This window comes from Amphritea japonica ATCC BAA-1530, from assembly GCF_016592435.1.
GTDB classification, from domain to species: Bacteria; Pseudomonadota; Gammaproteobacteria; order Pseudomonadales; family Balneatricaceae; genus Amphritea; species Amphritea japonica.
Map to the genome: position 1 here is coordinate 1,091,733 of NZ_AP014545.1, position 22,661 is coordinate 1,114,393.

Annotated in this window: 22 protein-coding genes, 1 tRNA gene and 1 other RNA gene; 12 read left to right on the plus strand and 12 right to left on the minus strand. The window is 46.8% G+C overall.

All coding sequences use genetic code 11. The features are described from left to right. Positions 1-407: 407 nt before the first annotated feature. Positions 408-537, minus strand: a non-coding RNA gene (locus AMJAP_RS05015) — RtT sRNA. Between the two features lie 232 nt (positions 538-769). Further along, positions 770-853, minus strand: a tRNA-Tyr gene (locus AMJAP_RS05020). A 442-nt stretch (positions 854-1,295) separates the two neighbouring features. On the opposite strand from AMJAP_RS05020, the gene nrdA reads away from it, so the two are divergent. From nrdA to AMJAP_RS05045, 5 genes are all read left to right on the plus strand, one after another. Then, positions 1,296-3,560, plus strand: coding sequence for a class 1a ribonucleoside-diphosphate reductase subunit alpha (gene nrdA, locus AMJAP_RS05025; protein WP_019621981.1), 2,265 nt, complete (start codon positions 1,296-1,298; stop codon positions 3,558-3,560). Between the two features lie 101 nt (positions 3,561-3,661). Beyond that, positions 3,662-4,792 carry a class Ia ribonucleoside-diphosphate reductase subunit beta gene (nrdB, locus tag AMJAP_RS05030; protein ID WP_019621982.1) on the plus strand — a complete coding sequence of 377 codons (1,131 nt, stop codon included), beginning with the start codon at positions 3,662-3,664 and terminating at the stop codon, positions 4,790-4,792. A 19-nt stretch (positions 4,793-4,811) separates the two neighbouring features. Continuing rightward, positions 4,812-5,078 carry a 2Fe-2S iron-sulfur cluster-binding protein gene (locus tag AMJAP_RS05035; RefSeq protein WP_019621983.1) on the plus strand — a complete coding sequence of 89 codons (267 nt, stop codon included), beginning with the start codon at positions 4,812-4,814 and terminating at the stop codon, positions 5,076-5,078. A 429-nt stretch (positions 5,079-5,507) separates the two neighbouring features. Next, positions 5,508-5,651, plus strand: coding sequence for a DUF2986 domain-containing protein (locus AMJAP_RS05040; protein WP_019621984.1), 144 nt, complete (start codon positions 5,508-5,510; stop codon positions 5,649-5,651). After that, positions 5,648-5,923, plus strand: a complete 276-nt coding sequence (locus AMJAP_RS05045; RefSeq protein ID WP_019621985.1) for a VF530 family protein — start codon at positions 5,648-5,650, stop codon at positions 5,921-5,923. Before AMJAP_RS05040 ends, AMJAP_RS05045 begins: the two co-directional genes overlap by 4 nt. Positions 5,924-5,932: 9 nt before the next feature. Here AMJAP_RS05045 and AMJAP_RS05050 read toward each other — a convergent pair whose 3' ends face one another. Then, a complete protein-coding gene (locus AMJAP_RS05050; protein ID WP_019621986.1) occupies positions 5,933-6,268 on the minus strand; it encodes a helix-turn-helix domain-containing protein in 336 nt (111 codons plus the stop codon). Positions 6,269-6,883: 615 nt separating this feature from the next. Here AMJAP_RS05050 and AMJAP_RS17780 point away from each other — a divergent pair. Continuing rightward, positions 6,884-7,009, plus strand: coding sequence for a hypothetical protein (locus tag AMJAP_RS17780; RefSeq protein ID WP_261872451.1), 126 nt, complete (start codon positions 6,884-6,886; stop codon positions 7,007-7,009). Positions 7,010-7,204: 195 nt separating this feature from the next. On the opposite strand, the gene nth is transcribed toward AMJAP_RS17780, so the two are convergent. Continuing rightward, on the minus strand, positions 7,205-7,837 hold the full coding sequence (nth, locus tag AMJAP_RS05055) for an endonuclease III (RefSeq protein WP_019621987.1): 633 nt from the start codon (positions 7,835-7,837) through the stop codon (positions 7,205-7,207). A gap of 332 nt (positions 7,838-8,169) precedes the next feature. Between nth and AMJAP_RS05060 the strand changes: the two genes are divergently transcribed. Both AMJAP_RS05060 and AMJAP_RS05065 read left to right on the plus strand, forming a co-directional pair. Then, positions 8,170-8,454 carry an excalibur calcium-binding domain-containing protein gene (locus tag AMJAP_RS05060; protein WP_019621988.1) on the plus strand — a complete coding sequence of 95 codons (285 nt, stop codon included), beginning with the start codon at positions 8,170-8,172 and terminating at the stop codon, positions 8,452-8,454. Positions 8,455-8,529: 75 nt separating this feature from the next. Further along, entirely contained in the window at positions 8,530-8,697 is a 168-nt protein-coding gene (locus AMJAP_RS05065) for a hypothetical protein (protein WP_019621989.1), read from the plus strand. 93 nt (positions 8,698-8,790) lie between these two features. On the opposite strand, the gene AMJAP_RS05070 is transcribed toward AMJAP_RS05065, so the two are convergent. From AMJAP_RS05070 to cysD, 8 genes are all read right to left on the minus strand, one after another. Beyond that, positions 8,791-9,501, minus strand: coding sequence for an electron transport complex subunit E (locus AMJAP_RS05070; RefSeq protein WP_019621990.1), 711 nt, complete (start codon positions 9,499-9,501; stop codon positions 8,791-8,793). Between the two features lies 1 nt (position 9,502). Next, positions 9,503-10,156: an electron transport complex subunit RsxG gene (gene rsxG / locus AMJAP_RS05075; RefSeq protein ID WP_019621991.1), complete on the minus strand. Its 654-nt coding sequence runs from the start codon at positions 10,154-10,156 to the stop codon at positions 9,503-9,505. Next, positions 10,156-11,199, minus strand: coding sequence for an electron transport complex subunit RsxD (gene rsxD, locus AMJAP_RS05080; RefSeq protein ID WP_019621992.1), 1,044 nt, complete (start codon positions 11,197-11,199; stop codon positions 10,156-10,158). The genes rsxG and rsxD overlap by 1 nt, the downstream gene beginning before the upstream one ends. Before the next feature lie 40 nt (positions 11,200-11,239). Then, positions 11,240-14,233, minus strand: coding sequence for an electron transport complex subunit RsxC (rsxC, locus tag AMJAP_RS05085; RefSeq protein WP_019621993.1), 2,994 nt, complete (start codon positions 14,231-14,233; stop codon positions 11,240-11,242). After that, entirely contained in the window at positions 14,230-14,829 is a 600-nt protein-coding gene (gene rsxB, locus AMJAP_RS05090; RefSeq protein WP_019621994.1) for an electron transport complex subunit RsxB, read from the minus strand. The genes rsxC and rsxB overlap by 4 nt, the downstream gene beginning before the upstream one ends. Before the next feature lie 9 nt (positions 14,830-14,838). Further along, complete coding sequence (rsxA, locus tag AMJAP_RS05095; protein ID WP_019621995.1) at positions 14,839-15,420, minus strand: electron transport complex subunit RsxA; 582 nt, start codon at positions 15,418-15,420, stop codon at positions 14,839-14,841. A 217-nt stretch (positions 15,421-15,637) separates the two neighbouring features. Beyond that, positions 15,638-17,356, minus strand: a complete 1,719-nt coding sequence (gene cysN, locus AMJAP_RS05100; RefSeq protein WP_019621996.1) for a sulfate adenylyltransferase subunit CysN — start codon at positions 17,354-17,356, stop codon at positions 15,638-15,640. A 169-nt stretch (positions 17,357-17,525) separates the two neighbouring features. Continuing rightward, on the minus strand, positions 17,526-18,443 hold the full coding sequence (gene cysD / locus AMJAP_RS05105; RefSeq protein ID WP_019621997.1) for a sulfate adenylyltransferase subunit CysD: 918 nt from the start codon (positions 18,441-18,443) through the stop codon (positions 17,526-17,528). A gap of 408 nt (positions 18,444-18,851) precedes the next feature. Between cysD and AMJAP_RS05110 the strand changes: the two genes are divergently transcribed. From AMJAP_RS05110 to AMJAP_RS05125, 4 genes are all read left to right on the plus strand, one after another. Next, positions 18,852-19,637, plus strand: a complete 786-nt coding sequence (locus AMJAP_RS05110) for a sulfite exporter TauE/SafE family protein (RefSeq protein WP_019621998.1) — start codon at positions 18,852-18,854, stop codon at positions 19,635-19,637. Between the two features lie 94 nt (positions 19,638-19,731). Beyond that, on the plus strand, positions 19,732-21,393 hold the full coding sequence (locus AMJAP_RS05115) for a nitrite/sulfite reductase (RefSeq protein ID WP_019621999.1): 1,662 nt from the start codon (positions 19,732-19,734) through the stop codon (positions 21,391-21,393). Continuing rightward, positions 21,377-21,856 (plus strand): DUF934 domain-containing protein, encoded by a 480-nt coding sequence (locus AMJAP_RS05120; RefSeq protein ID WP_019622000.1) that lies wholly within the window; start codon positions 21,377-21,379, stop codon positions 21,854-21,856. The genes AMJAP_RS05115 and AMJAP_RS05120 overlap by 17 nt, the downstream gene beginning before the upstream one ends. Before the next feature lie 19 nt (positions 21,857-21,875). Continuing rightward, complete coding sequence (locus AMJAP_RS05125; RefSeq protein ID WP_019622001.1) at positions 21,876-22,631, plus strand: phosphoadenylyl-sulfate reductase; 756 nt, start codon at positions 21,876-21,878, stop codon at positions 22,629-22,631. Positions 22,632-22,661: the final 30 nt, after the last annotated feature.

Here is a 22,661-nt window from a genome sequence, read left to right on the forward strand (position 1 = left end):
AATTAATCTGCAGGTTATTGATATAAGGAGGGGGATTTATGGTTGTGGTCCGATGTCCAGATGTCACCAGTGCATAACTTGTTGATGTCGAATGAACGCACAATACTGCCTTCGTACGCTGGCTCTATATGGCTCGAACCACATCGGCGGTTCTCACCCACCTCCGCCCATAAATCGCAGGCACAAAAAAGCCCCGTTGTATAACGAGGCTGTTTCGTATCGAATTCGATGGTGGGAGGTGGATTATTCCCCTTCGGGCTGTTGCGAAAAAAGCGTCGCAACGTTGTCTCCATTCGCAGGCTCATTCCGGCTCGAACCACATCAGTGGTTCTCCTCCACCTCCACTCATAAATCGCAGGCACAAAAAAGCCCCGTTGTTTAACGAGGCTATTTCGTATCGAATTCGATGGTGGTGGGAGGTGGATTATTCCCCTTCGGGCCGTTGCGAGAGAAGCATCGCAACGTTGTCTTCGTTCGCAGGCTCACTTCGGCTCGAACCACATCGGCGGTTCTCACCCACCTCCGCCCATAAATCGCAGACACAAAAAAGCCCCGTTGTATAACGGGGCTGTTTCGTATCGAATTCGATGGTGGTGGGAGGTGGATTATTCCCCTTCGGGCTGTTGCGAAAAAAGCGTCGCAACGTTGTCTCCATTCGCAGGCTCATTCCGGCTCGAACCACATCGATGGTTCTCCTCCACCTCCACTCATAAATCGCAGGCACAAAAAAGCCCCGTTGTTTAACGAGGCTATTTCGTATCGAATTCGATGGTGGTGGGAGGTGGATTCGAACCACCGAAGCTCGCGCGTCAGATTTACAGTCTGATCCCTTTGGCCACTCGGGAACCCCACCACAAGGAGCGCGTATACTATTGATTTGTTACCCCGCTGTAAAGCAATAAAAGCAAACTTTTTATGTGGAGTGGTAAGCTTTTTTGATCGTTATCAAAAATTATGATTTTTTATATTTATTTAAAATTAATGATTTTTTTAAGCAGTTTTCTGTAACGCTGATGGTATGGGCTTCTGGCCAAATTTTACCGTTTGGCTACACTCATAAAAAGTCAAAATCAAGTATTGTAATTAACTAGTTTATATCTATATTTAGTGGCTGATGTTTTGGCGTGCACTACATGTAGTGTACTGAACCGGATGCTGATACAAGTCAGTTGGATGGGCCAGACAGGATATAAGGGATATATAGTGGCCTATGGATCTATGAGCCTAATCCCGCCCTTGAAAGGCTCGTCTAAGAAGCCTTCATATACTATGATTTTCAGACTTGGGAAAGCGAAATGCAGGACATATTGGTAACGAAACGGGATGGTCGTCAGGAAACACTGGACCTGGAGAAAATTCACCGAGTAGTTATCTGGGCCGCCCACGGTCTTCAGAATGTCTCAGTTTCTCAAGTGGAGCTGAAAGCACATATACAGTTCTACGATGGTATTAAAACCGCAGATATACATGAAACACTGATTAAGTCAGCGGCAGACCTTATCTCTGAAGATGCGCCAGATTATCAATATCTGGCCGCTCGCCTTGCTATATTTCACTTGCGTAAGCGCGCTTTTGATAGCTTTGAGCCTCCCCATCTGATGACCCACGTAGCGCAGATGGTTGATGCAGGCCGGTATGATAAGCACCTGCTGGAAGATTACAGCGAAGCTGAGTTCAATCAGTTGAATGAGTACCTGGATCATAGTCGGGACATGAATTTCAGCTACGTTGCTGTAAAACAGCTAGAAGGGAAGTACCTGGTCCAGAACCGGGTCACCAACGAAATTTTTGAAAGCCCGCAGATCCTATATATGCTGGTATCTGCCTGCTTGTTTGCCAACTATCCAGAAGAGAGCCGCTTAGAATATGTGAAGCGTTTCTATGACGCTTGCTCTCTGTTTAAGCTATCGCTGCCTACGCCCATTATGGCCGGCGTACGAACGCCGACACGTCAGTTTAGCTCCTGTGTGCTGATTGAATCCGGAGATTCTCTGGACTCAATTAATGCGACAGCCAGTGCCATTGTTAAGTATGTTAGCCAGCGTGCGGGTATCGGTATCAATGCTGGTCGTATTCGCGCCCTGGGTAGCCCTATTCGCGGCGGAGAAGCATTTCATACTGGTTGTATTCCGTTCTACAAATATTTCCAGACAGCGGTGAAGTCTTGCTCGCAAGGGGGCGTGCGTGGTGGTGCCGCAACGCTGTTTTATCCTCTTTGGCATCTGGAAGTTGAATCACTGCTTGTATTAAAGAATAACCGGGGTGTTGAAGAAAACCGTGTGCGTCATCTGGATTATGGTGTGCAGCTGAATAAACTGATGTATACCCGGTTGATTAAAGGCGGAGATATTACCCTGTTCAGCCCGCATGAGGTTCCAGGGTTATATGACGCTTTCTTTGCTGATCAGGATGAGTTTGAACGTCTTTATGTGAAGTATGAGCAGGATGACAGTATCCGTAAGAAGACAATCAAAGCAGTCGAGCTGTTTGGTATTCTGGCTTCCGAACGTGCTTCTACGGGACGTATCTATATACAGAACGTTGATCACTGTAATACACACAGCCCGTTTGATCCTCAGGTTGCTCCGGTTAAACAATCTAATCTTTGTCTTGAGATTGCGCTGCCAACAAAGCCGATGAACGATATTAATGATGCTGAAGGTGAAATTGCGTTGTGTACGCTGTCGGCATTTAATTTGGGCGCATTGGAAAACCTTGATGAGCTCGAGAATCTGTCTGATTTGATCGTGCGCGCACTAGATAGCTTGCTGGATTATCAGGATTACCCGATAGAAGCGGCCCGTACCGCTTCTATGAATCGTCGTACTCTTGGGGTAGGCGTGACAAACTTTGCTTATTATCTGGCTAAGAATGGCGTACGTTACTCCGACGGCTCAGCTAACGGCTTGGTTCATAAAACGTTTGAAGCGGTGCAGTATTACTTGCTAAAAGCGTCAAATCAGCTTGCTAAAGAGCAGGGGCCCTGTAAGTTATTTAATGAAACAAATTATGCAAAAGGTATCCTGCCGACCGATACTTACAAGCGTGAAATTGACGAGTTTTGTGAAGAGCCTTTGCACTACTTCTGGGAAACTTTGCGTGAAGATATTCGAGAGTTTGGTCTGCGGAACAGTACGCTAACAGCATTGATGCCATGCGAGACATCTTCTCAAATTACTAACTCGACTAACGGTATTGAGCCACCACGGGGATATGTTAGCGTTAAAGCCAGCAAAGACGGCGTAATGAAGCAGGTTGTTCCGGAATATGCTGAATTGAAAGATGATTACGAGCTGTTATGGGATATTCCTACCAACGAAGGTTATCTGCAGCTGGTCGGTATTATGCAGAAGTTTGTTGACCAGTCGATCTCTTCAAATACAAATTATGACCCATCTAAATTCCCGGGTGATAAAGTGCCCATGAAGCAGCTGCTAAAAGACCTGCTTACCGCTTATAAATATGGTGTTAAAACCCTCTATTACCATAACACTCGCGATGGAGCGACTGACCAGCATGATGACATGAGTGGTTGTGAAAGCGGTGCCTGTAAACTCTAATTGTGAGCAGCGAAGACTGTGTAAAGGATTTCAGGCCGGTGGGTGGCTACCGGTTATCAGTTTGTCCCTCCCTGTGTCCAGGGCAAGAGTATTGAAGCGAAATGTTATATTCAACGTTTGATCCGACTTTTAATGATGCTACCAAAGAGCCGATGTTTTTTGGTCATAGCGTAAACGTAGCCCGTTATGATAAGCAGAAATACCCAATCCTTGAAAAGCTGATAGAGAAGCAGCTTTCATTTTTCTGGCGCCCGGAAGAGGTTGACCTGTCAACCGATCGTAAAGATTTCATGGTGATGCCTGAGCATGAAAAGCATATCTTTTTGAGCAATCTGAAATATCAGACATTGCTTGATTCTGTTCAGGGACGCTCACCAAACATTGCCTTTTTACCGGTGGTTTCTCTTCCAGAGTTGGAAACCTGGCTGGAAACCTGGGCATTTAGTGAGACGATTCATAGCCGCTCATATACTCATATCATTCGTAATATTCTGACTGAACCATCTGTCGTATTTGACGAAATTGTAACTAACGAAGAGATCGTTAAACGTGCCCGTAGTGTGACCCGGCTTTATGATGAGTTCATCGAGCTGGTGAATATCTATATGATTCAAGGTGCAGGCGAACATACGGTTGATGGTAAAGCATACGATGTGAGTATGCATAATCTTAAAAAGAAACTGTATCTGACGCTTATGTCGGTTAACGTGCTGGAAGCTATTCGCTTCTACGTCAGCTTTGCCTGTTCGTTTGCCTTTGCTGAGCGGGCGATTATGGAGGGCAACGCTAAAATCATTAAGTTAATTGCCCGGGATGAAGCGCTGCATCTTACCGGGACTCAGTTTATGCTTAATATGCTGGCATCTGGTGCTGATGATCCTGACTTCAAAGAGATTGCTAAAGAGTGTGAGGCAGAGGTTTACGAAATTTTTCGTGAAGCAGCTGAGCAGGAGAAAGAGTGGGCAGAGTATCTGTTTAAAGATGGCTCTATGATCGGTTTGAATGCCCGAATTCTGTCCGACTATGTGGAATATATAACGAATGTACGGATGAAAGCGCTGAATCTGGAAGAGATTTTTCCGGCTCAACAGAATCCACTACCATGGATGAATGCATGGCTGGTCAGCGACAACGTGCAGGTTGCACCACAGGAAGCCGAGATCAGTTCGTATCTGGTCGGTGCGATTGATAACGAAGTGGCAGATGATGACTTCGACGATTTCGACCTCTGAGGACCCAAAGGAACAGGCCATGTCTGGAATTCCAAGAATAAAGGTCAATCATTACAGTACGTTTTTTTACCAGTATGAGTTCTCTCTACTGGATGCTCTTGAGGCGCAGGAGATCCCTGCGCCTTATAATTGCCGTGGTGGCTACTGTGGTTGTTGTCGGGTTCGCCTGATTGAAGGTGAGGTTGAAGAGGTTCAGGATGCGCTTTATGACACTGTGGGTGATGAAATACTGGCGTGCTGTATGAAACCGGTCTCTCATGTTGAAATAGAGATACCGGAAGACTAGAGCGGCTTACGGAGGTTGTATTCCTCTTATTCATCGTTTATTACCCTCCGAGGGATAACCTTACTTACCTCTAAAAGTTCTTCACAGCCTTTAAGGCTGTTTTTTTATTTGTACCTTTTGCCTTGTATAAGTTTTAACTCCTGCTTGCTAATGATGCTAAGTGATTGAAAATTAAAAGGGTATTTTTCAGATAGCTGGTTTTCTAAACAGATTGCTGAAACCCTCGTATTTAGTGCCTCATAGCGTTTTGTAAAATAGTAATGCACTGACTTATCCACAGAAAATGTGAATCTAAATATGCTTGTTACAGACCTGTTTATCGGGCGGACTTCATTCGTCGCTTTTCAATTCTTTAAACTTCGGTAGAATTGTCCCATGTCAGACAGAAGCTGGTTTACAGGCTGATGTTGCTTTATCAGAGATGAAATGATGAATAAGAAAAAGAAGATTAATGCGATACTAAAACGGCGCGCGAAAAAAGTGAGTGATCGGCTTAAGATTTCAAATAAGCCTCGGTATATCTCTAAAGCGGAGCGAGCTCAAACGGCTGAAACAGTTGAGACAGAAGCGTGAGCGAATTGCAGAATAAAGACCCTCAGCAGCCGCGTACACAGAAAAATAACCCATTGCACGGAATTACACTGAAGCAGGTGGTTACCGAGCTTGAGGCGGAGTATGGCTGGCAGGAACTTGGATTACGAATTGATATTCGCTGTTTTAAAAGCGATCCCAGTATTAAATCAAGCCTGAGATTTTTACGTCAGACGCCCTGGGCAAGGGAAAAGGTTGAGGCGCTGTGGGTTAAGCTGCAAGCACGTAAACAGGTTTGGTCAGGTAAGAGTTGATTCAGCCCATTAATGGCCTTCTTTAGATAATAACTTAATAATTCTCCCCATGCGTTTTTTCATTGAAGGTGAGAGCCTGTCATAGTGATTGACCAGTTGTTCTTGCTGAATCGTCAATGGTCGATTTCTCTTTTTTGTGCCGCATAAATACCATTCTACGGAGACTCCGTAGGCTTCGCACAGACGTATAACATCATCCAGGTTGCTAGGTTCAGCACCGGAAGGGGATTCCCATTTTTTTATCGTTGAAAGCGACTTATACAGCAAAGATGCAATATCCTGTTGCGTCAGACCCTGGGTCAGTCTGGCTCGCTTCAGTCGTTCAGCTCTTTCTAAGCGGTTCATTCTGAGTGATGATCTTATAAAGTGATTAGAGAGTCACCTAAAGTGTAATGCGCTTATTTCATACAAGCGTTTAAGTATAAGCAGCTGCTACCTCTCTTTACATATATCCCGTTGCCCTATAGATTCCTGTGTCCGTCTGGTTGTCTCTGTTGCCGTTATACGGCGAAAAGAAGCAGGCGGATTTCCGATGACAGTTAAGTAGTCGTTGTCGGAATGCTGCCGGGGTCCCCGGCAGCATCCTTTCTTAGCCAGTAGCTTCCTGTCTCAGTTAAATTGTTAATGCTATTTCTGATGCCTTATAGATCAGGTGGTTACGTCGGTATACTATTTTAGTACACAGTTAAAAAACGGAACATTTTATTTTGCATAAATAATTAAACAAAAGTTTGATATAAAGCTGTTGAATTATTTAAATTATTGATAATAAAGGGAAATAAAATCTGTGTCGTTTATGTGAACGATTTGTTTCAGCCTCAATAACCATGGGCTTTATAGCCACTTGCCCCAATATTATTAACAGAATTATCCACAGAAAATGTGCATAACCTTTCCCTTGATAATTACATCAAAAGAAACAAATAACGGTAAATTTTTCCTTTCAATTATGGCTGGTATATGGGCCATTTGAACGCTGAATATTTACTCTGTTTCGAACTGACTAATGCTGCTTCTACAAGTGTTTTAGCGTCTTTGTTGCGAATGGGGTTGATCGCTGTTGTCGGGGGATTTAATGAAGATTAAGCTCTGGAAAACTGTAGGATGATATCGATCGATATCACGTTTGATCATAATAGCTTTTCGCCCGTTGTTTCGAGCAAGAGTCATTACTCTGTATCATCGGGCATGTTTGTCGAGATTAGATTACAACCAATGATACTGCTGAGTTGATAGCTGGTTGAATAAGTTTGGAATAAGATCTTAAGAGGAGCGAAGGGCTTAATCTAGTTTTTCTTTAAACTCACAAAGGTCTTCAATCAGGCAGGAGCCACAGCGAGGCTTTCGGGCGATACAAGTATAGCGTCCATGAAGAATCAGCCAGTGATGAGCATCTATCAGGAACTCTTTCGGGATAAAGCGCATCAGCTTCTTTTCTACTTCGAGTACATTTTTACCAGGTGCGATCTTAGTGCGGTTTGAAACTCTGAAAATGTGGGTATCAACTGCCATAGCGGGTTGCCCAAAGGCAGTGTTTAAGACTACATTGGCAGTCTTACGGCCTACGCCAGGCAACGCTTCAAGATCTTCCCGGTTGTCAGGCACAATAGAGTTATGCAACTCAACCAGCATCTTGCAGGCCTTGATCACATTCTCGGCTTTGGCGTTATACAAACCGATTGTCTTGATATATTCCTTTAGGCCATCCACACCCAATGCGTAGATAGCTTCAGGGGTATTCGCCACCGGAAACAGCTTACGAGTCGCCTTATTTACCCCGACATCAGTAGCCTGAGCTGACAGCGTTACAGCGACCAATAGCTCGAATGGATTGCTGTACTCCAGCTCCGTTTCTGGATTTGGGTTTGCTTCTCTCAGACGGGTGAATATTTCGTGGCGTTTAGCGGCGTTCATGACTTCCAGAATAGTAGTGATCAAATGGTAGGGCTATGTTAGCCGGGACTGGCATTTTGGACAACTGTTGAGATTAGTGGATGAAGTTTGCCTTGTTGGACGTCACTTTGCGTCTTGCCCGTAGTCTGAAGGCTGCTTGTTAGAAAACGGAATGTACTTATTTTGTTGAACTAGATATTCTTGCTTTTCTGTAACAGTATCTACCAAAGAGAGCAGGACGCTTCAAACAGTAATAGTTAGGAAAAGGATTTTATTTCTCCTAAGATCAGTTTTTTAAATATTTCTCTTTTTACACATACAAGTTATTTCTTGATGAATATAGGGTATTCACATTGAAGAAACTGATTCTGATCGTTCTTATAGGATATGGCGCATGGAACTACTACACAACCAACGTGGTTTCGCCCAATGTTAGCTATACATCTTATGAGTATGATAAGCAGGTGAAACGGGCGAAGGCTCAACCACAAAGTAACTATCGCTGTGATGGGCGACAACACTGTAGTCAGATGGGGTCGTTAGCGGAAGCTGAATTTTTCTTGAGAAATTGCCCTAATACAAAAATGGATGGTGATCACGACGGTAAACCATGTGAAAGGCAGTTTGGTGGTTATTGATTTGTGCAGGCAATAAAATTGTCCCTTTTTACTTTTTGTAGTTGAACCAGGAAGAAGCAGCTAAACGGAACCGTTATGCCAAAGAAAGTAGTCAAATTTGAGTTAGAGAAAGAAACAAAAAATAGTATTCGGTATAAGGAAGTCCCTGATGAAGGTGCTGCTCCAATTGTCGGATCTTTGTATATCCAGAAGTGGTTTGCTGGAAGTAGTAAAGAAATTGAGATCACTATTGAGAAAAAGTAATAAGTCACTAGGTTTGATCCGTGCTTAGTAAGTACGGATCGACGATCGAACAATGAGCAAGTATATACTGTGAGATTACTCTTTCTTGCCAGTCTAAGAAATATTTCCTGTAACCCGAACACGCTTTGTTTCACCGGAAGGTATTATTTCAACAGGTGTTGCTGCCGCTTCTCGCTTCTTATCAATAATGTTCTTGATTGCGATCAACAGCCCCATACCAACAAATGCGCCGGGTGGAAGGATAGCGAAGAGAAAACCGACGTAATCTTCGATGATAATAATTTTCCAGCTTTCAGCCATCGGCCCAAATAATAGCTGCATATCAGCAAAGAGAGTTCCCAGACCAAGGATCTCCCGCATTCCGCCGAGAATCATCAGAACTGCGGTGAAGCCAACACCCATCATCGCGCCATCAAGGATAGAGGCACCTACCGGGTTTTTAATGGCAAAGGCGTCGGCGCGGCCCATAATTGCGCAGTTGGTAACAATCAGTGGAATAAAGATGCCAAGTATCGTGTAGAGCTCGTAAGTGAACGCCTGCATCAATAGTTCAATACAGGTAACAAATGAGGCGATAATCATTACAAAGATCGGCAGACGAACTGATTCCGGCACAAACTTACGAAACATCGAAATGGTTAGGTTAGAGCCAATCAGTACGATGGTACTGGCAAGGCCAAGTCCCAGCGCGTTAACAACTGTGCCAGTCACCGCTAAAAGAGGGCAGAGACCAAGTAGTTGTACTAGCGCAGGGTTATTATCCCAGAGACCATCCATTGTGATTTTGCGGTAATCGTTGGTCATCTTATTCAGCTCCAGCGGGCTGTTGAGTCAGTTTTTCTCTGTTCTCCAGCAGCGCAGTTTTGTGTTCGCGGAAGTAGTGGATTGCGCGGGCTGTCGCATTCACCACCGCCCGGGGGGTGATTGTTGCACCCGTAAACTGATCGAATCGTCCGCCGTCCTTTTTCACTGCCCAGCTTGGGTCTTTATCGCCTTCATAACGTTGACCGTTGAAGTTGAGTACCCAGTCCGACTTTTTTAGTTCCACTTTGTCACCCAGCCCGGGAGTTTCTTTATGGGCCAGTACTCGCACACCGGCGATACTCTCGTCGGCGTTAATGCCAACGATCATGTTAATTTTGCCGGTATATCCGTCGGGGGCTGTTACCGGTAGGATCACGGTAATTACCTGGCCGCCAAGGCGAGCGAGGAAGGCATCAGAAGGTCCATCAGTACCGGTGAGTTCAGCTGCACTAACAGTATAGGTGTCTTCCAGGAGGTTGTTGTCGATACTCTCTCTGGGGACTATCTCATAAAGCGCCTTAGCACGAGCTTCTCGCTCATTGACCATAATCTGATCTTTGGTCGATACCTGAGTCAGGGCGATGGCACCTGAAGTAATGACGGCAAAGATACTCAGGCCGACAGCACTGTTACGAATAGCAGTAAACATTTCCATTATTTTGCCCCCCGATTCGGCTTGGTGTGGCCATAGCTGCGAGGCTGAGTGTACTGGTCGATAAAGGGAGCGCAAAGGTTCATCAGGAGGACTGCAAAAGCAATCGCGTCGGGGTAGTTGCCCCAGGTGCGAATAATAAAGACCAAAAGACCGATACCTGCGCCAAACCAAAGCTTACCTTTGTTGCTGGTGGCAGAGGTAACCGGGTCAGTGGCGATAAAGAATGCGCCCAGCATAGTAGCCCCCACTGTCAGATGGAAAAAAGGATCCGGGAACTGGTCAGGCATAATCAGGAAGAACAGGGTGGAGATCAGAGTCAGGCTACCCAGCATCGCAACCGGTGCGTGCCAGGTAAATATTTTGCGGTATAGCAGAAACACACCACCCATAACATAGGCTGCACTAACGGCATGCCAAGCGCCGATACCGTTAGCTAATAGAGCGCTTTCTAACCACATCTCCTCTGTAGTAAAACCGCCCCGATGGCGCATTATATCAAGAGGCGTTGCCATGGTATGCCCATCTACTATCGCACCACCTGTTCCGAAAATGGCGCTTAGTGTTTCACTTAATGGAAGTACCGCCCAGCCATCGCCAGTCATAACAAAAGGAGCAGCCCAGCTGGTCATTTGAATGGGAAAGGAGACCAACAGCAGGGCATAGGCAACCATGGCCGGGTTAAATGGATTGCTGCCCATACCGCCGTACATCTGTTTCGCAATGATAATGGCAACCATGATACCGACCGTCATTACCCACCAAGGTGCGAAAGGTGGCAACGCCAGCCCAAGCAGTACTGCGGTTACCACGGCACTATAGTCGGTCAGGTAGAAGCTTACCGGGCGACCACGTAGTTTTATGGCTAACGCTTCAAGACTTACGGCGAGCAGGATACCCCAGATCACCTGAATCAGAGTGCCCCAACCGAAGAAGAAGGTCATCGCTGCCAGGCCGGGCAGGGTCGCTAACAGCACAGTAAGCATCACATTGCCGGTATTACCGGGGCGGTGGGCGTGCGGTGATGTAATTCTGATCAGTGACATTCTATTTACTCAGGTCTAACGCTGTTATTGGGTGGCATACTTATTCGGAAAAGCGTTCCAGTGTGGCATTGAGTTGTTCAGCCTGTGCCCGGGCTGTTAGAAGCTCTTCTTCCAGTGAGTGCTTGCTCTCGTCTTCCGCTTTAGTCAGAGCGCGTTCTACTTTGGTGACAGCTGCTCTGGCTAATGCCGCATCAATTTTAAGTTGCTTCAGATCAATTCCTTCTTGAGCTGCGGACTCGATCAGTACCTTTTCTGCTGAATCATAGGTTACTTTAGCAGCATCATGGCGTTGCTGAAGCTGGTTTATTTCTGTCACCAATTCAGAAGCCAGGGGTGATTCTTTTTCATCATCAGATAGCTCTGCAAGCTGCTTTTCCGCTTTTTTCAGTTTAGTGCGCATGATAGATACTTGCTGCTTTAACGCCTTCATATCAACGGGACTGGTGCCGGATTCAGGTGCAGGTCTGGCGGATGCCAGTTCATCGCGCAGTGCTTTAAGTTTCTCTTTTAGCTTGTCGACACCGGCAGCCATTTTGTCGGCAGCGGGGCTATTGGACTCAACCGCTTTTTTCCAGGCGGTTTCGCCTTTATTGACCTTGGCTTGTAAGGAGGCGATATCCGCTTCCAATTCAGCGGTATCGATTGCTGCCGTAGCGCTAGTTTTGGTAGCGGTGTGTTTTGCAGCGCTTAGTTCATCTTGGAGTGCTTTAAGCTTATCTTTTAGCTTGTCGACACCAACCGCCATTTTATCGGCAGCGGGGCTGTTGGACTCAACCGCTTTTTTCCAGGCGGCTTCGCCTTTATTGACCTTGGCTTGTAAGGAGGCGATATCCGCTTCCAATTCAGTGGTATCGATTGCTGTCGCAGCACTTGTTTTGGTAGCGGTGTTTTTTGCAGCGCTTAGTTCATCTTGCAGTGCTTTAAGCTTATCTTTTAGCTTGTCGACACCAGCGGCCATTTTATCGGCAGCGGGGCTGTTGGACTCAACAGCTTTTTTCCAGGCAGTTTCGCCTTTGTCGATCTTGGCTTGCATCGCGCTGATATCAGCTTCAAGTTCGGTAGTATCAACCGTAACCGCAGAGGGGGCGTTTGAGTCGCCAGATTCTGCGCTTTCGAAGGCCGCTGTTGCTTGGTTGGTACGCGCTTGTAGTTCTTCCACCTGAGCCTTGAGAGCGGTAACATCGCCTTCGCCAGTCGCTTCAGCATTCGCCAGTTGTTTTTCTGCTTTCTTTAGTTTTGTACGTGCAATGGCAGCGTTATTCTTCAGGTCTTTTAAGCTGATGCCAGGGGCACTGGCAAGCGCTGCTTCAGGTGTTTTGGCAGGAGCGCTCTGAGCCTGTTGATAAGCTTGTTCAGCCTGGTTTGATTTTTCTTGCAATTGTTGCACTGTAGCCTGAAGGGTTGCTACACCTTCTTGCTCTTTTTCCTGAGCATTAGCCAATGCTTTTTCTGCTTTTCTCAACTTTGTGCGGGCAATCGCTGCGTTACTTTTTAGTTGTTTCAGATCCGGTTCAGAGGATTCGGCATTAGCAGCTGTAGCGGGTTTGGGCATCAGTGCCGCATCTTTTTTCGCGGCCTGTGCTCTGGCAGCATCAGCGGCGCGCTGTTTGCGACGTTCTTCCTTCTCAATTTTTTCACGTTCAAGGCGTTCAAGACGAGCTTCAAAACGGATGCGCGCATGGTCAGCCTTACGTTGTTCAGCATCTTCTTTGCGAATTTCTGCCTTGGCGAAGCGGTAATACTGTACTAATGGAATGTTGCTGGGACAGACATAGGAGCATGCGCCACACTCTATACAATCAAACAGATTGTGGTTGCGGGCTTTATCGAATTCACGACCTTTAGCAAACCAGTGCAGCTGCTGTGGCAGAAGTTCGACTGGGCAGACTTGCTCGCACATGCCGCACCGAATGCAGGCTTGCGCCGGTGGTTGTGCAGGCATTTCCTGAGCACTGCCGGCAATCAGGCAGTTGGTGGTTTTAATGACCGGTATCTGCTCATCTTCGACCGTGATGCCCATCATCGGTCCCCCAACGATCAAACGAGACATCTGCTCCCGGTCAACTTCCGAGTGGTCTAGAAGGTCAGTAAAACGGGTGCCTATTCTGACTTCGTAGTTCTGTTTATGGCCAGCGGCTTGTCCGGTCACGGTGACGATTCTGGATATCAGCGGCTCGCCATAAGTAACTGCTTTAAAGATAGCGGTAGTGGTGCCGATGTTCTGGCAGACGATACCTACATCTGCAGGGATCTTGCCACTGGGAACTTCAATGCCAGTGAGTAGTTTGATTAACTGTTTTTCACCACCGGATGGGTATTTGGTTGGGGTGATAACGATATCAAGATTCAGAGGGCTATTGTCTAAGGCCGTATGCAGGGCACGAATAGCCTGAGGTTTATTGTCCTCAATACCGACCATAATATGCAGAGGTTTGAGCAGATGGGCGATGATTTCAATCCCACCCAATATCTGGTCAGCGCGCTCCCGCATCAACATATCATCGGCAGTGATATAAGGTTCGCACTCGGCCGCATTGATGATAAGAGTGTTAACGATATGATCATCACCCAGGTGGAGCTTTACATCGGTTGGAAAACCCGCGCCGCCCATTCCAGCGACCCCGGCCTGACGGATATACTCGATCAGTTCTGGCTTAGGTAGCTGGGTATAGTCTTCCAGTCCCTGATGTTCGATCCACTCGTCCTGGCCATCCGCCTCGATAATCAGACAGTTGGCTGGCATGCCAGACATATGCGGTACCGGATGCGATTCAATAGCTGTGACGATACCGGATGTGGATGCATGAATATTGGCGCTTATGCGACCGATCGCTTCGGCAACCAGCTGTCCTTTAAGAACACGCTCGCCTACCTTAACCACGGGATCTGCAGGCAAACCGATATGTTGTTGCAGTGGCAGCACGATTTGCGAGGGTATCGGCGCTAAAGTGATTGGCGCGCCGGTTGATTGTTTTTTGTTCTCCGGTGGGTGTATGCCACCGTGGAAACTATGTACACGTACAGTATTCTTCATCCTTCAGCCTCCAATGCGATACCCGGGTGGCGGTCGGTAGCGATCAGCTCTATACCGGGTTTGGGGGCTGGCCACTGCCAGCTATTGAGGGTGGGGGCTATTGGAAGCATATCAATACAGTCTACGGGGCAGGGTTCGACACAAAGGTCACAACCTGTACATTCAGATTCTATTACAGTGTGCATCTGTTTAGCCGCACCTAAAATGGCATCGACAGGACACGCCTGGATACATTTGGTACAGCCGATACATTCATCTTCGCGGATATAAGCGACGGTTTTAACCTGTTCTTCGCCATGCTCAGCATCCAGCGGAACCGCTTCTACATCGAGAAGATCAGCCAGTGCTTCGATCGTGCTTTGGCCGCCTGGAGGGCACTTATTGATCGGCTCGTCGCTATTGACGATGGACTCCGCATAGGGGCGACAGCCGGGATGGCCACATTGTCCGCACTGGGTTTGTGGTAACAATGAATCGACCTGATCGACCAGAGGGTTGCCTTCAACCTTGAAGCGGATTGAGGAATAGCCCAGCAAGATACCGAATATCAGGCCCAGTCCTAACAATACCAGAACGGCAATTAATACAGCGCTCACGGTAACTCCTTAAAACTGAACCAGGCCGGTGAAGCCAAGAAAGGCGAGTGACATCAGGCCAGCGGTGACCATCCCAATTGCAGACCCTTGAAAGGGTACTGGTACATCGGCCACTGCGATTCTTTCTCGCATGGCGGAAAAAAGTATCAGTGCCAGTGAAAAACCGACTGCTGCACCAAAGCCATAGACGATGGAATCGACAAAACCGTTCATCTTTTTGATATTCAACAGCGCTACACCCAGTACTGCGCAGTTGGTAGTAATCAAGGGAAGAAATATGCCCAGCAGTTTATACAGCAGGGGGCTGGTTTTACGCACCACCATCTCGGTAAACTGAACGACGACCGCAATCACCAAAATGAAAGAGATTGTTTTCAGGAAGGTGATTTCCAACGGTGCTAACAGATAGGTATAAACGAGATAGCTGCAGACTGAGGAAAGCGTCAGCACAAAGGTTGTGGCGAGTGACATTCCCATCGCAGTTTCGAGTTTGTTAGACACGCCCATGAAGGGGCAGAGTCCCAGAAACTGAACCAGTACGAAGTTGTTCACCAAAACGGTGCTGATAATAATTAGCAGATATTCAGTCATAATGTTGTTACATCATCACCGGCGCTGTCACTACCGGGCTTGCCTTAAAATTAGAAAGTTCTAAAGTTTAACGATTTTAGCCGCTATTCGGTATAGCTTTCTGCTTGATGTGCCTCAATTTTTCTGCAACTGCGTAATAAATCTGGGCTATTACGACAAAATAACCGGATCTGAGTGAAATCAGATCCGGTTAAGCTATCCGCAGAGCGTGTTGAGGCTATGCTGCTCCCTGCTCGCGCAGGAGTTCCAGAATAGCGTTTACCTGAGCTGCTACCGGTTGTGTTGATGCGTTCAGGCTTAGGTCGGCATCGGCTTCCTCCAGATTAACAACCAGTGAACCTTGCGGTAACTCGCTATTGGTTGCATCAGCCAGAACGATCAGGCCGTTTTCATTCAACAGCGTAGCAACGGCGTTGAGCTCAGCGGGCAGGTTATTGTGATTTAACAGGGCGACGGCGCGTCCCAGGTTAAATAGCTGGCGCTCAAGGGTAAATAACAGCGTATCACGTTGCTGTTCGGAACCTCCCTGGATTGCCAGGGTGATCGCTTTTTGACCATAGCGACGTTCGCGATCAGCTTTTGTGATGCTGGCACTTGTGGCGACCAGAATATCACCTGTTTCAGTAGATGAGTTGCTATCACCTGCAATCATGCCGGCAGCTACGGTAGTGTTGGTCAGACGATCCACGATGATAAATGAACCGGTTGTGTGGTGGGCGCGGTAGTCGTCGGTGACAACCGGGCGTTCCAGTGTAATCTCGCACCGGGCAATTTCGTTAAGCTTCAGGGTAGCTGCTGGATGCGGCTCCTGAGTATTGACATCGACACAGTGACGGATGCTGCTGATACCGCCAGCAATTGTTTGTGTTGCCAGTTTTACATCGTACTGACGCCCCGGCAGAAGCTCCTGCTCAGCCATCCAGACAACCATCGCATCGAAGCGATTGCTAACATGGACATTATCACTGCTATGAACGAGCATATCGCCCCGACTGACGTCGATCTCATCCTCTAGCGTCAGGGTAACTGACATCGGCGGGAAGGCTTCCTGTAGCTCTCCATCGAAAGTGACAATCGACTTAACCCGGCTGCTCTTACCCGAGGGGAGTACTGTTACTTCATCACCTGGGCGAACGATACCAGAACCGATAGTGCCACAATAACCCCGGAAATCCAGATTAGGACGGTTTACATATTGAACCGGAAAGCGCAGCTCATCAAAATTCTGATCGTTGGCGATCTGGATGGTTTCCAGATACTCCATTAATGGAGCCTCTTTATACCAGGCCATGTTCTCGCTTAGGTTAACAACGTTATCACCGTTTAACGCTGACATTGGCACGAACTGAATATCGTTCAGATCCAGGTCTGCAGAAAAATTCAGGTAATCTTGTTTGATCTGCTCATAGCGTTCTTCACTGTAATCGACCAGATCCATCTTATTGATGGCGACGATAGTATGTTTAATACCCAGCAGGGATACGATGAAACTATGACGCTTGGTTTGTACCTGAACGCCATGACGAGCGTCGATCAGAATGATCGCCAGGTCACAGGTAGATGCACCGGTGGCCATATTACGAGTGTATTGCTCGTGCCCCGGAGTATCGGCGATGATGAACTTACGCTTGTCAGTAGAGAAGTAACGATAGGCAACATCAATGGTGATACCTTGTTCCCGCTCTGCTTGAAGACCATCGACCAGCAAAGCAAGGTCCAGTTCTTCACCGGCATTACCCTGTTTTGCGTTATCTGCATGCAGCGCTGCCAATTGATCTTCATAGATCATTTTAGAGTCGTGTAGTAGTCGACCAATCAGGGTCGATTTACCATCGTCTACGCTACCGCAGGTGAGAAAACGCAGGAGTTCTTTGTTTTCATGTTGTGCCAGATAAGCTTCGATGTCGCTGGCGATCAGATCGGACTGATGACTCATGATTGTGTTCCGTATTCTTAAATTCTGTACTGAAGAGGTTTACTAACCTACTACTGCCAAGGTGTTAAGTATTACTGTGAAAAACGGAGGTTAGTGAAGATGCAAACCCTGTTGTACCAGGGGAAGCTTCAGCGCTAGCCTGCAACGTGTTACAGCAAGCTCAGACCGGTTAAAAGTAACCTTCCATCTTTTTCTGTTCCATTGACCCTGCACCATCGTTATCGATGACCCGGCCCTGGCGTTCAGAGGTAGTGGTTAACAGCATCTCCTGAATGATCTCAGGCAGGGTTTGAGCGGTAGAATCTACTGCGCCGGTCAGTGGGTAGCAGCCGAGGGTACGGAAACGCACCATCTTCATTTCGGGCACTTCACCGGCTTCCAGAGGGAGACGCTCATCATCAACCATGATCTCGACGCCATCACGTTTAACAATAGGGCGCTCCGCTGCGAAATAGAGCGGTACAATGGGAATGCTCTCCAGATAGATGTACTGCCAGATATCCAGCTCGGTCCAGTTGGACAGAGGAAATACCCGAATACTTTCACCCTTATCAATTTTTGTATTGAAGGTATTCCATAGCTCAGGACGCTGACTCTTTGGATCCCAGCGATGGTTCTTATCGCGGAATGAGAAAACTCGCTCTTTAGCGCGGGACTTCTCTTCATCGCGGCGGGCACCACCAAAGGCAGCATCAAATTTGTACTTGTCCAGTGCCTGCTTCAGCCCCTGGGTTTTCATGATGTCAGTGTGTTTCTTAGAACCATGAGTAAAGGGGCTGATATTCATATCAACACCTTCCTGATTAATATGAACTAGCAGATCCATGCCAGCTTCCTCAGCCATCTTGTCACGGAAGCTGATCATCTCTTTAAATTTCCAGGTTGTATCAACGTGCATCAGCGGAAAAGGAGGTTTCCCCGGAAAGAATGCTTTGCGGGCCAGGTGCAGCATCACTGCGGAGTCTTTGCCGACTGAGTAGAGCATTACCGGATTTTCGAATTCCGATGCTACTTCACGAATGATGTGGATGCTTTCTGCTTCCAGCTGACGCAGGTGGGTCAGTCTGTGTTCCGGCAATTGACTCATATTGATGAACTCTTTTTACATAGATGACAAAAATGTTTATGGAGGTATGCGCGCGTTAACATCGTTGTGATAGTGAGGTTTAGGCGCATAGCTCCCGATATTGGGCGCTATTATGGCAGATATTTGCTTAAAATCAAAAAGAATATGTTGGAATGTTTTAGAAACTTTTTGGAATAAGAGGGGGTTGTTGAAATCCTCTGGTCAATGTCGCCAGGATTGTTGAGGAGGAGAAGGGTATAAAGAAAAGCGTTAAGTTTTTTAGAACTAAAAGGTATTAACAAATTTATAATTATTATTTTGAGTTATAAGGCTTCTTTCGTTATTATAGCTGATTCTTATTTTGCGGTGTTCTGTCTGTGGGCAGAATATCTTTATTGATGACAGCCTTTTAGGCAGCTGAGAACGTTGATGGAAATAGCTTACAGCTTTGCCGGCCTGGTGGTTGGTATAATTGTTGGATTGACAGGAATTGGTGGCGGTGCATTGATGACACCGATTCTGATTGTTGTTTTCGGTATTCCTCCGGTCACGGCGGTTAGTACTGATCTGCTTTATGCTGCTATTACCAAATTTGGCGGAAGTATTACTTATACCCGGAAAAAATTGGTCGAATGGCGGGTGGTCTTGTTGCTGTTGGGGGGGAGTATTCCCGGTGCCCTGTTTACGCTGAATTATCTGGAAGGTTTAGGTGGTCTTGAAAAGATAGAGCATCTGATGAATATCACGTTGGGAGTTTCGTTGGTTTTAACTTCCTTCGCCGTTTTTTTCCGCTCTAAGATTCGTGACTCGGTCGTTAAGCTTAAAGGAACCCGTTTTGAAAAGCACGGTCGCCGCTATCGTCCCTACGTAACACTTTTGATGGGCATCATATTAGGTAGTCTGGTAACGCTGTCTTCTGTTGGTGCCGGCGCACTGGGTACTGCAATGTTAATTCTGCTTTATCCACGCATGAGTATGCAAAGTATCGTGGGTACGGATCTTGTGCATGCGGTGGTGCTTACCGGTATAGCAGGGGCTGGTCACTATAGTATGGGTAATGTTGACCTCTGGTTGCTGCTATATCTGGTTATTGGTTCTTTGCCAGGCGTTTTTCTTGGCAGTCATCTTGGCAGTAAGCTTTCCCCAAGAGTCATACAACCTATTATGGGAACGCTGTTACTGGCGATCGGTATGCGGTTTGTTTTAGCCGGTTAAGCTTTTGAGTGCTGATATAAATACTTATATCTGGCGAACAAAATTTGAATTGTAATTTTTAAGGGTGAGGGTCGGTTAGCCGACGGTATAAACGATGTATCAATATAACGAACAGGATCAGACTCTGATCAATGCGCGGGTTGAGCAATACCGCGATCAGACCCGCCGCTTTCTGGCTGGTGAAATTCCCGATGAGGAGTTCCGTGGCCTGCGATTGATGAATGGTCTCTATATTCAGCGTCAGGCACCTATGCTGCGTATCGCTGTGCCGTATGGACTAATGAACTCTGTTCAGGTGCGTAAGCTGGCAGATATCACCCGCAAATATGATAAAAATTATGCCCACTTCACAACGCGGACCAATGTTCAGCTGAATTGGCCTAAGTTAGAAGAAGTACCTGATATTCTGGCAGAACTGGCTGAAGTTCAGATGCATGCGATTCAGACCAGTGGTAACTGTCTGCGTAATACAACCACAGATCATTTTGCCGGTATTATTCCAGATGAGATTGAAGATCCGCGTCCATGGTGTGAGATTATCCGCCAGTGGACAACACTGCACCCGGAGTTTGCATATCTGCCCCGGAAGTTCAAAATTGCGGTAACAGGTGGTCCTGAAGATCGCGCGGCTTCACAGGTGCATGATATTGGTCTGCACATGGTTAAGAATGCTGAGAATGAGATTGGTTTTGAAGTACTGGTAGGCGGCGGCCTGGGCCGTACCCCGGTGATCGGTAAAGTGATTCGTAAGTTCCTGCCAAAACAGGACCTGTTAACCTACCTTGAGGCTATTCTGCGGGTATATAACCTGCAGGGACGTCGGGACAACAAGTACAAAGCGCGGATCAAAATACTGGTTAACGCGCTGGGAACTGAAGAATTCACCAAGCGGGTAGAGGCTGAGTGGGAAGTTATTCGTGCCACGGAGCTGGCGTTGACTGACGAATATGTTGAAAAGATAAAAGGTTTTTTTGAACCTCATCCTTATGCATCTGATGCGATTGATGGTTTGGCTGTATTGGAAAATCAGTTGGCAGACAATCAGGACTTCAATGCTTGGTATGAGCGCAATACCCGTGAGCATAAAATTGCCGGTTATCGTGCGGTTGTTATTTCACTGAAACCTCATCTTAAGCCACCGGGTGATATTTCCGATAATCAGCTTGATGCGGTTGCCGATTTGGCGGATACCTATAATTTTGGTGAGATTCGCAGTACCCATGATCAGAATCTGGTCTTTGCTCATGTTGCGGCCGGTGATTTGTACACATTATGGCAATCATTACGCGATCTGAATCTGGCAAGAGCTAATATCGGTACACTGACGGATATGATTGTTTGTCCCGGATTTGATTTTTGTTCATTGGCCAATGCTCATACACTGACAGTGGCGGATCAGATTAATGCAAAGTTTGATGACCTGGATTATCTGTACGATATCGGTGATATCAAACTGAATATGTCGGGTTGTATTAATGCCTGCGCTCACCATCACGTTGCTCACATCGGAGTACTGGGTGTGGATAAAGGCGGTGAAGATTTCTATCAGATCACACTGGGCGGTTCCTCCCGTGAAGATGCTTCTTTGGGTAAGATTATTGGTAAATCAGTTCCGCAGGCTGACGTGGCCAATACTATTGAAACCATCTTGCAGGTTTATGTTGAAAATCGTAGTGAAGAAGAGCGTTTTATCGAGACGGTTCGCCGTATCGGTGTAGCACCGTTTAAGGAGAGAGTTTATGCCCCTGTTAATTAATCGTGCTGTAGCGGAAGACCATTGGTTGCTGGTTGATGAAGACAACCTCTCTACACATATTAACGAAGACATCGTTGTCCCTTACGAGCTGTTTTCAGCAAACATTGATGCGTTACTTGATGCTAAAGGTGCGCTGGGTGTTCGGGTTAATGGTGACCAGGATCTTAACCTCCTGTTGCAATACCTGGATAAACTTTCACTGGTTACGATAGAGTTTCCAGCATTTACGGATGGCCGGGGATTTAGTTTTGCTCGGATTTTGCGCCGTTCCGGTTTTACTGGTCAGATTAGAGCAGAGGGTGATGTTACCCGTGATCGTCTGGAGTATATGGAACGTTGTGGTTTTGACGCGTTTGCTATTCCTGCAGACCGTTATAGCGCGGATATCGCTAATGCCTTTGGTGAAGTCTCTGTGCACTACCAGGGTAGCGCCGATGATGAACGACCAATTTTTCGCCAGTAACTGATTAGGATATAGAGCCATGAGCGAACAAGTAACTGCTGAACTGGAAGCGAAAATAGCGAACTCTATCGTCGTGCTAAAGCAAGCGGCTGCGGAGTATGCCGAAGGCAAGGTAGTGTTTGCCAATAGTCTGGGTGCTGAAGATGTGGTGATTACCGACCTTATCAGCAAACATGCCTCTGCTATTGGTATGTTCGTACTGGATACAGGACGCCTGCCGGAAGAAACGTTAAAGCTACTGACCGACGTTCAGGCACTCTATCGCAACCTGAAAGTAGAGCTTTATTACCCTGAAGCTGCAGATGTTGAGCAATATGTCCATGAGCATGGGATTAATGCTTTTTATCAAAGTCAGGATATGCGTAAAGGCTGCTGTTTTGTACGTAAGATTAAACCGCTTAAGCGTGCATTAGCTCCTCGTGATGCCTGGATTACAGGCTTACGCAGAGACCAATCAGTCACCCGTGATGAGATCGGTTTTAAAGAGTTTGATGAAGGCAATGGCATTGATAAGTTTAATCCGTTGGCGGATTGGACTGAAGCAGAGGTGTGGGCTTATATCCGCGCTAACAATGTACCCTACAACGATCTGCATGATAAACAGTACCCGAGTATCGGTTGTGCACCTTGTACCCGTGCGGTCGCAGAGGGTGAAGATGTCAGAGCGGGTCGGTGGTGGTGGGAGAATCCGGAAACACGTGAGTGTGGTTTGCATCCTGGCACTTCTACCGTTGAGGAAAAGCCAGTTAATGTGATGGATTTTCTGCCTAAGTAGTGCGTTTTAATGAATAGTCTCAGAGCCCGC

What these genes read in the sequence shown, in the direction of transcription:
- AMJAP_RS05040 (WP_019621984.1), top strand. Translation starts at nt 5,508, where the DNA reads ATGAATAAGAAAAAGAAGATTAATGCGATACTAAAACGGCGCGCGAAA.
- cysD (WP_019621997.1), bottom strand. Translation starts at nt 18,443, where the DNA reads ATGAGTCAATTGCCGGAACACAGACTGACCCACCTGCGTCAGCTGGAA.
- AMJAP_RS05070 (WP_019621990.1), bottom strand. Translation starts at nt 9,501, where the DNA reads ATGACCAACGATTACCGCAAAATCACAATGGATGGTCTCTGGGATAAT.
- AMJAP_RS05035 (WP_019621983.1), top strand. Translation starts at nt 4,812, where the DNA reads ATGTCTGGAATTCCAAGAATAAAGGTCAATCATTACAGTACGTTTTTT.
- AMJAP_RS05050 (WP_019621986.1), bottom strand. Translation starts at nt 6,268, where the DNA reads ATGAACCGCTTAGAAAGAGCTGAACGACTGAAGCGAGCCAGACTGACC.
- AMJAP_RS05115 (WP_019621999.1), top strand. Translation starts at nt 19,732, where the DNA reads ATGTATCAATATAACGAACAGGATCAGACTCTGATCAATGCGCGGGTT.
- AMJAP_RS17780 (WP_261872451.1), top strand. Translation starts at nt 6,884, where the DNA reads ATGGGCCATTTGAACGCTGAATATTTACTCTGTTTCGAACTGACTAAT.
- rsxD (WP_019621992.1), bottom strand. Translation starts at nt 11,199, where the DNA reads ATGTCACTGATCAGAATTACATCACCGCACGCCCACCGCCCCGGTAAT.
- nth (WP_019621987.1), bottom strand. Translation starts at nt 7,837, where the DNA reads ATGAACGCCGCTAAACGCCACGAAATATTCACCCGTCTGAGAGAAGCA.
- cysN (WP_019621996.1), bottom strand. Translation starts at nt 17,356, where the DNA reads ATGAGTCATCAGTCCGATCTGATCGCCAGCGACATCGAAGCTTATCTG.
- AMJAP_RS05065 (WP_019621989.1), top strand. Translation starts at nt 8,530, where the DNA reads ATGCCAAAGAAAGTAGTCAAATTTGAGTTAGAGAAAGAAACAAAAAAT.
- nrdA (WP_019621981.1), top strand. Translation starts at nt 1,296, where the DNA reads ATGCAGGACATATTGGTAACGAAACGGGATGGTCGTCAGGAAACACTG.
- rsxC (WP_019621993.1), bottom strand. Translation starts at nt 14,233, where the DNA reads ATGAAGAATACTGTACGTGTACATAGTTTCCACGGTGGCATACACCCA.
- AMJAP_RS05110 (WP_019621998.1), top strand. Translation starts at nt 18,852, where the DNA reads ATGGAAATAGCTTACAGCTTTGCCGGCCTGGTGGTTGGTATAATTGTT.
- rsxA (WP_019621995.1), bottom strand. Translation starts at nt 15,420, where the DNA reads ATGACTGAATATCTGCTAATTATTATCAGCACCGTTTTGGTGAACAAC.
- AMJAP_RS05120 (WP_019622000.1), top strand. Translation starts at nt 21,377, where the DNA reads ATGCCCCTGTTAATTAATCGTGCTGTAGCGGAAGACCATTGGTTGCTG.
- rsxG (WP_019621991.1), bottom strand. Translation starts at nt 10,156, where the DNA reads ATGGAAATGTTTACTGCTATTCGTAACAGTGCTGTCGGCCTGAGTATC.
- AMJAP_RS05125 (WP_019622001.1), top strand. Translation starts at nt 21,876, where the DNA reads ATGAGCGAACAAGTAACTGCTGAACTGGAAGCGAAAATAGCGAACTCT.
- nrdB (WP_019621982.1), top strand. Translation starts at nt 3,662, where the DNA reads ATGTTATATTCAACGTTTGATCCGACTTTTAATGATGCTACCAAAGAG.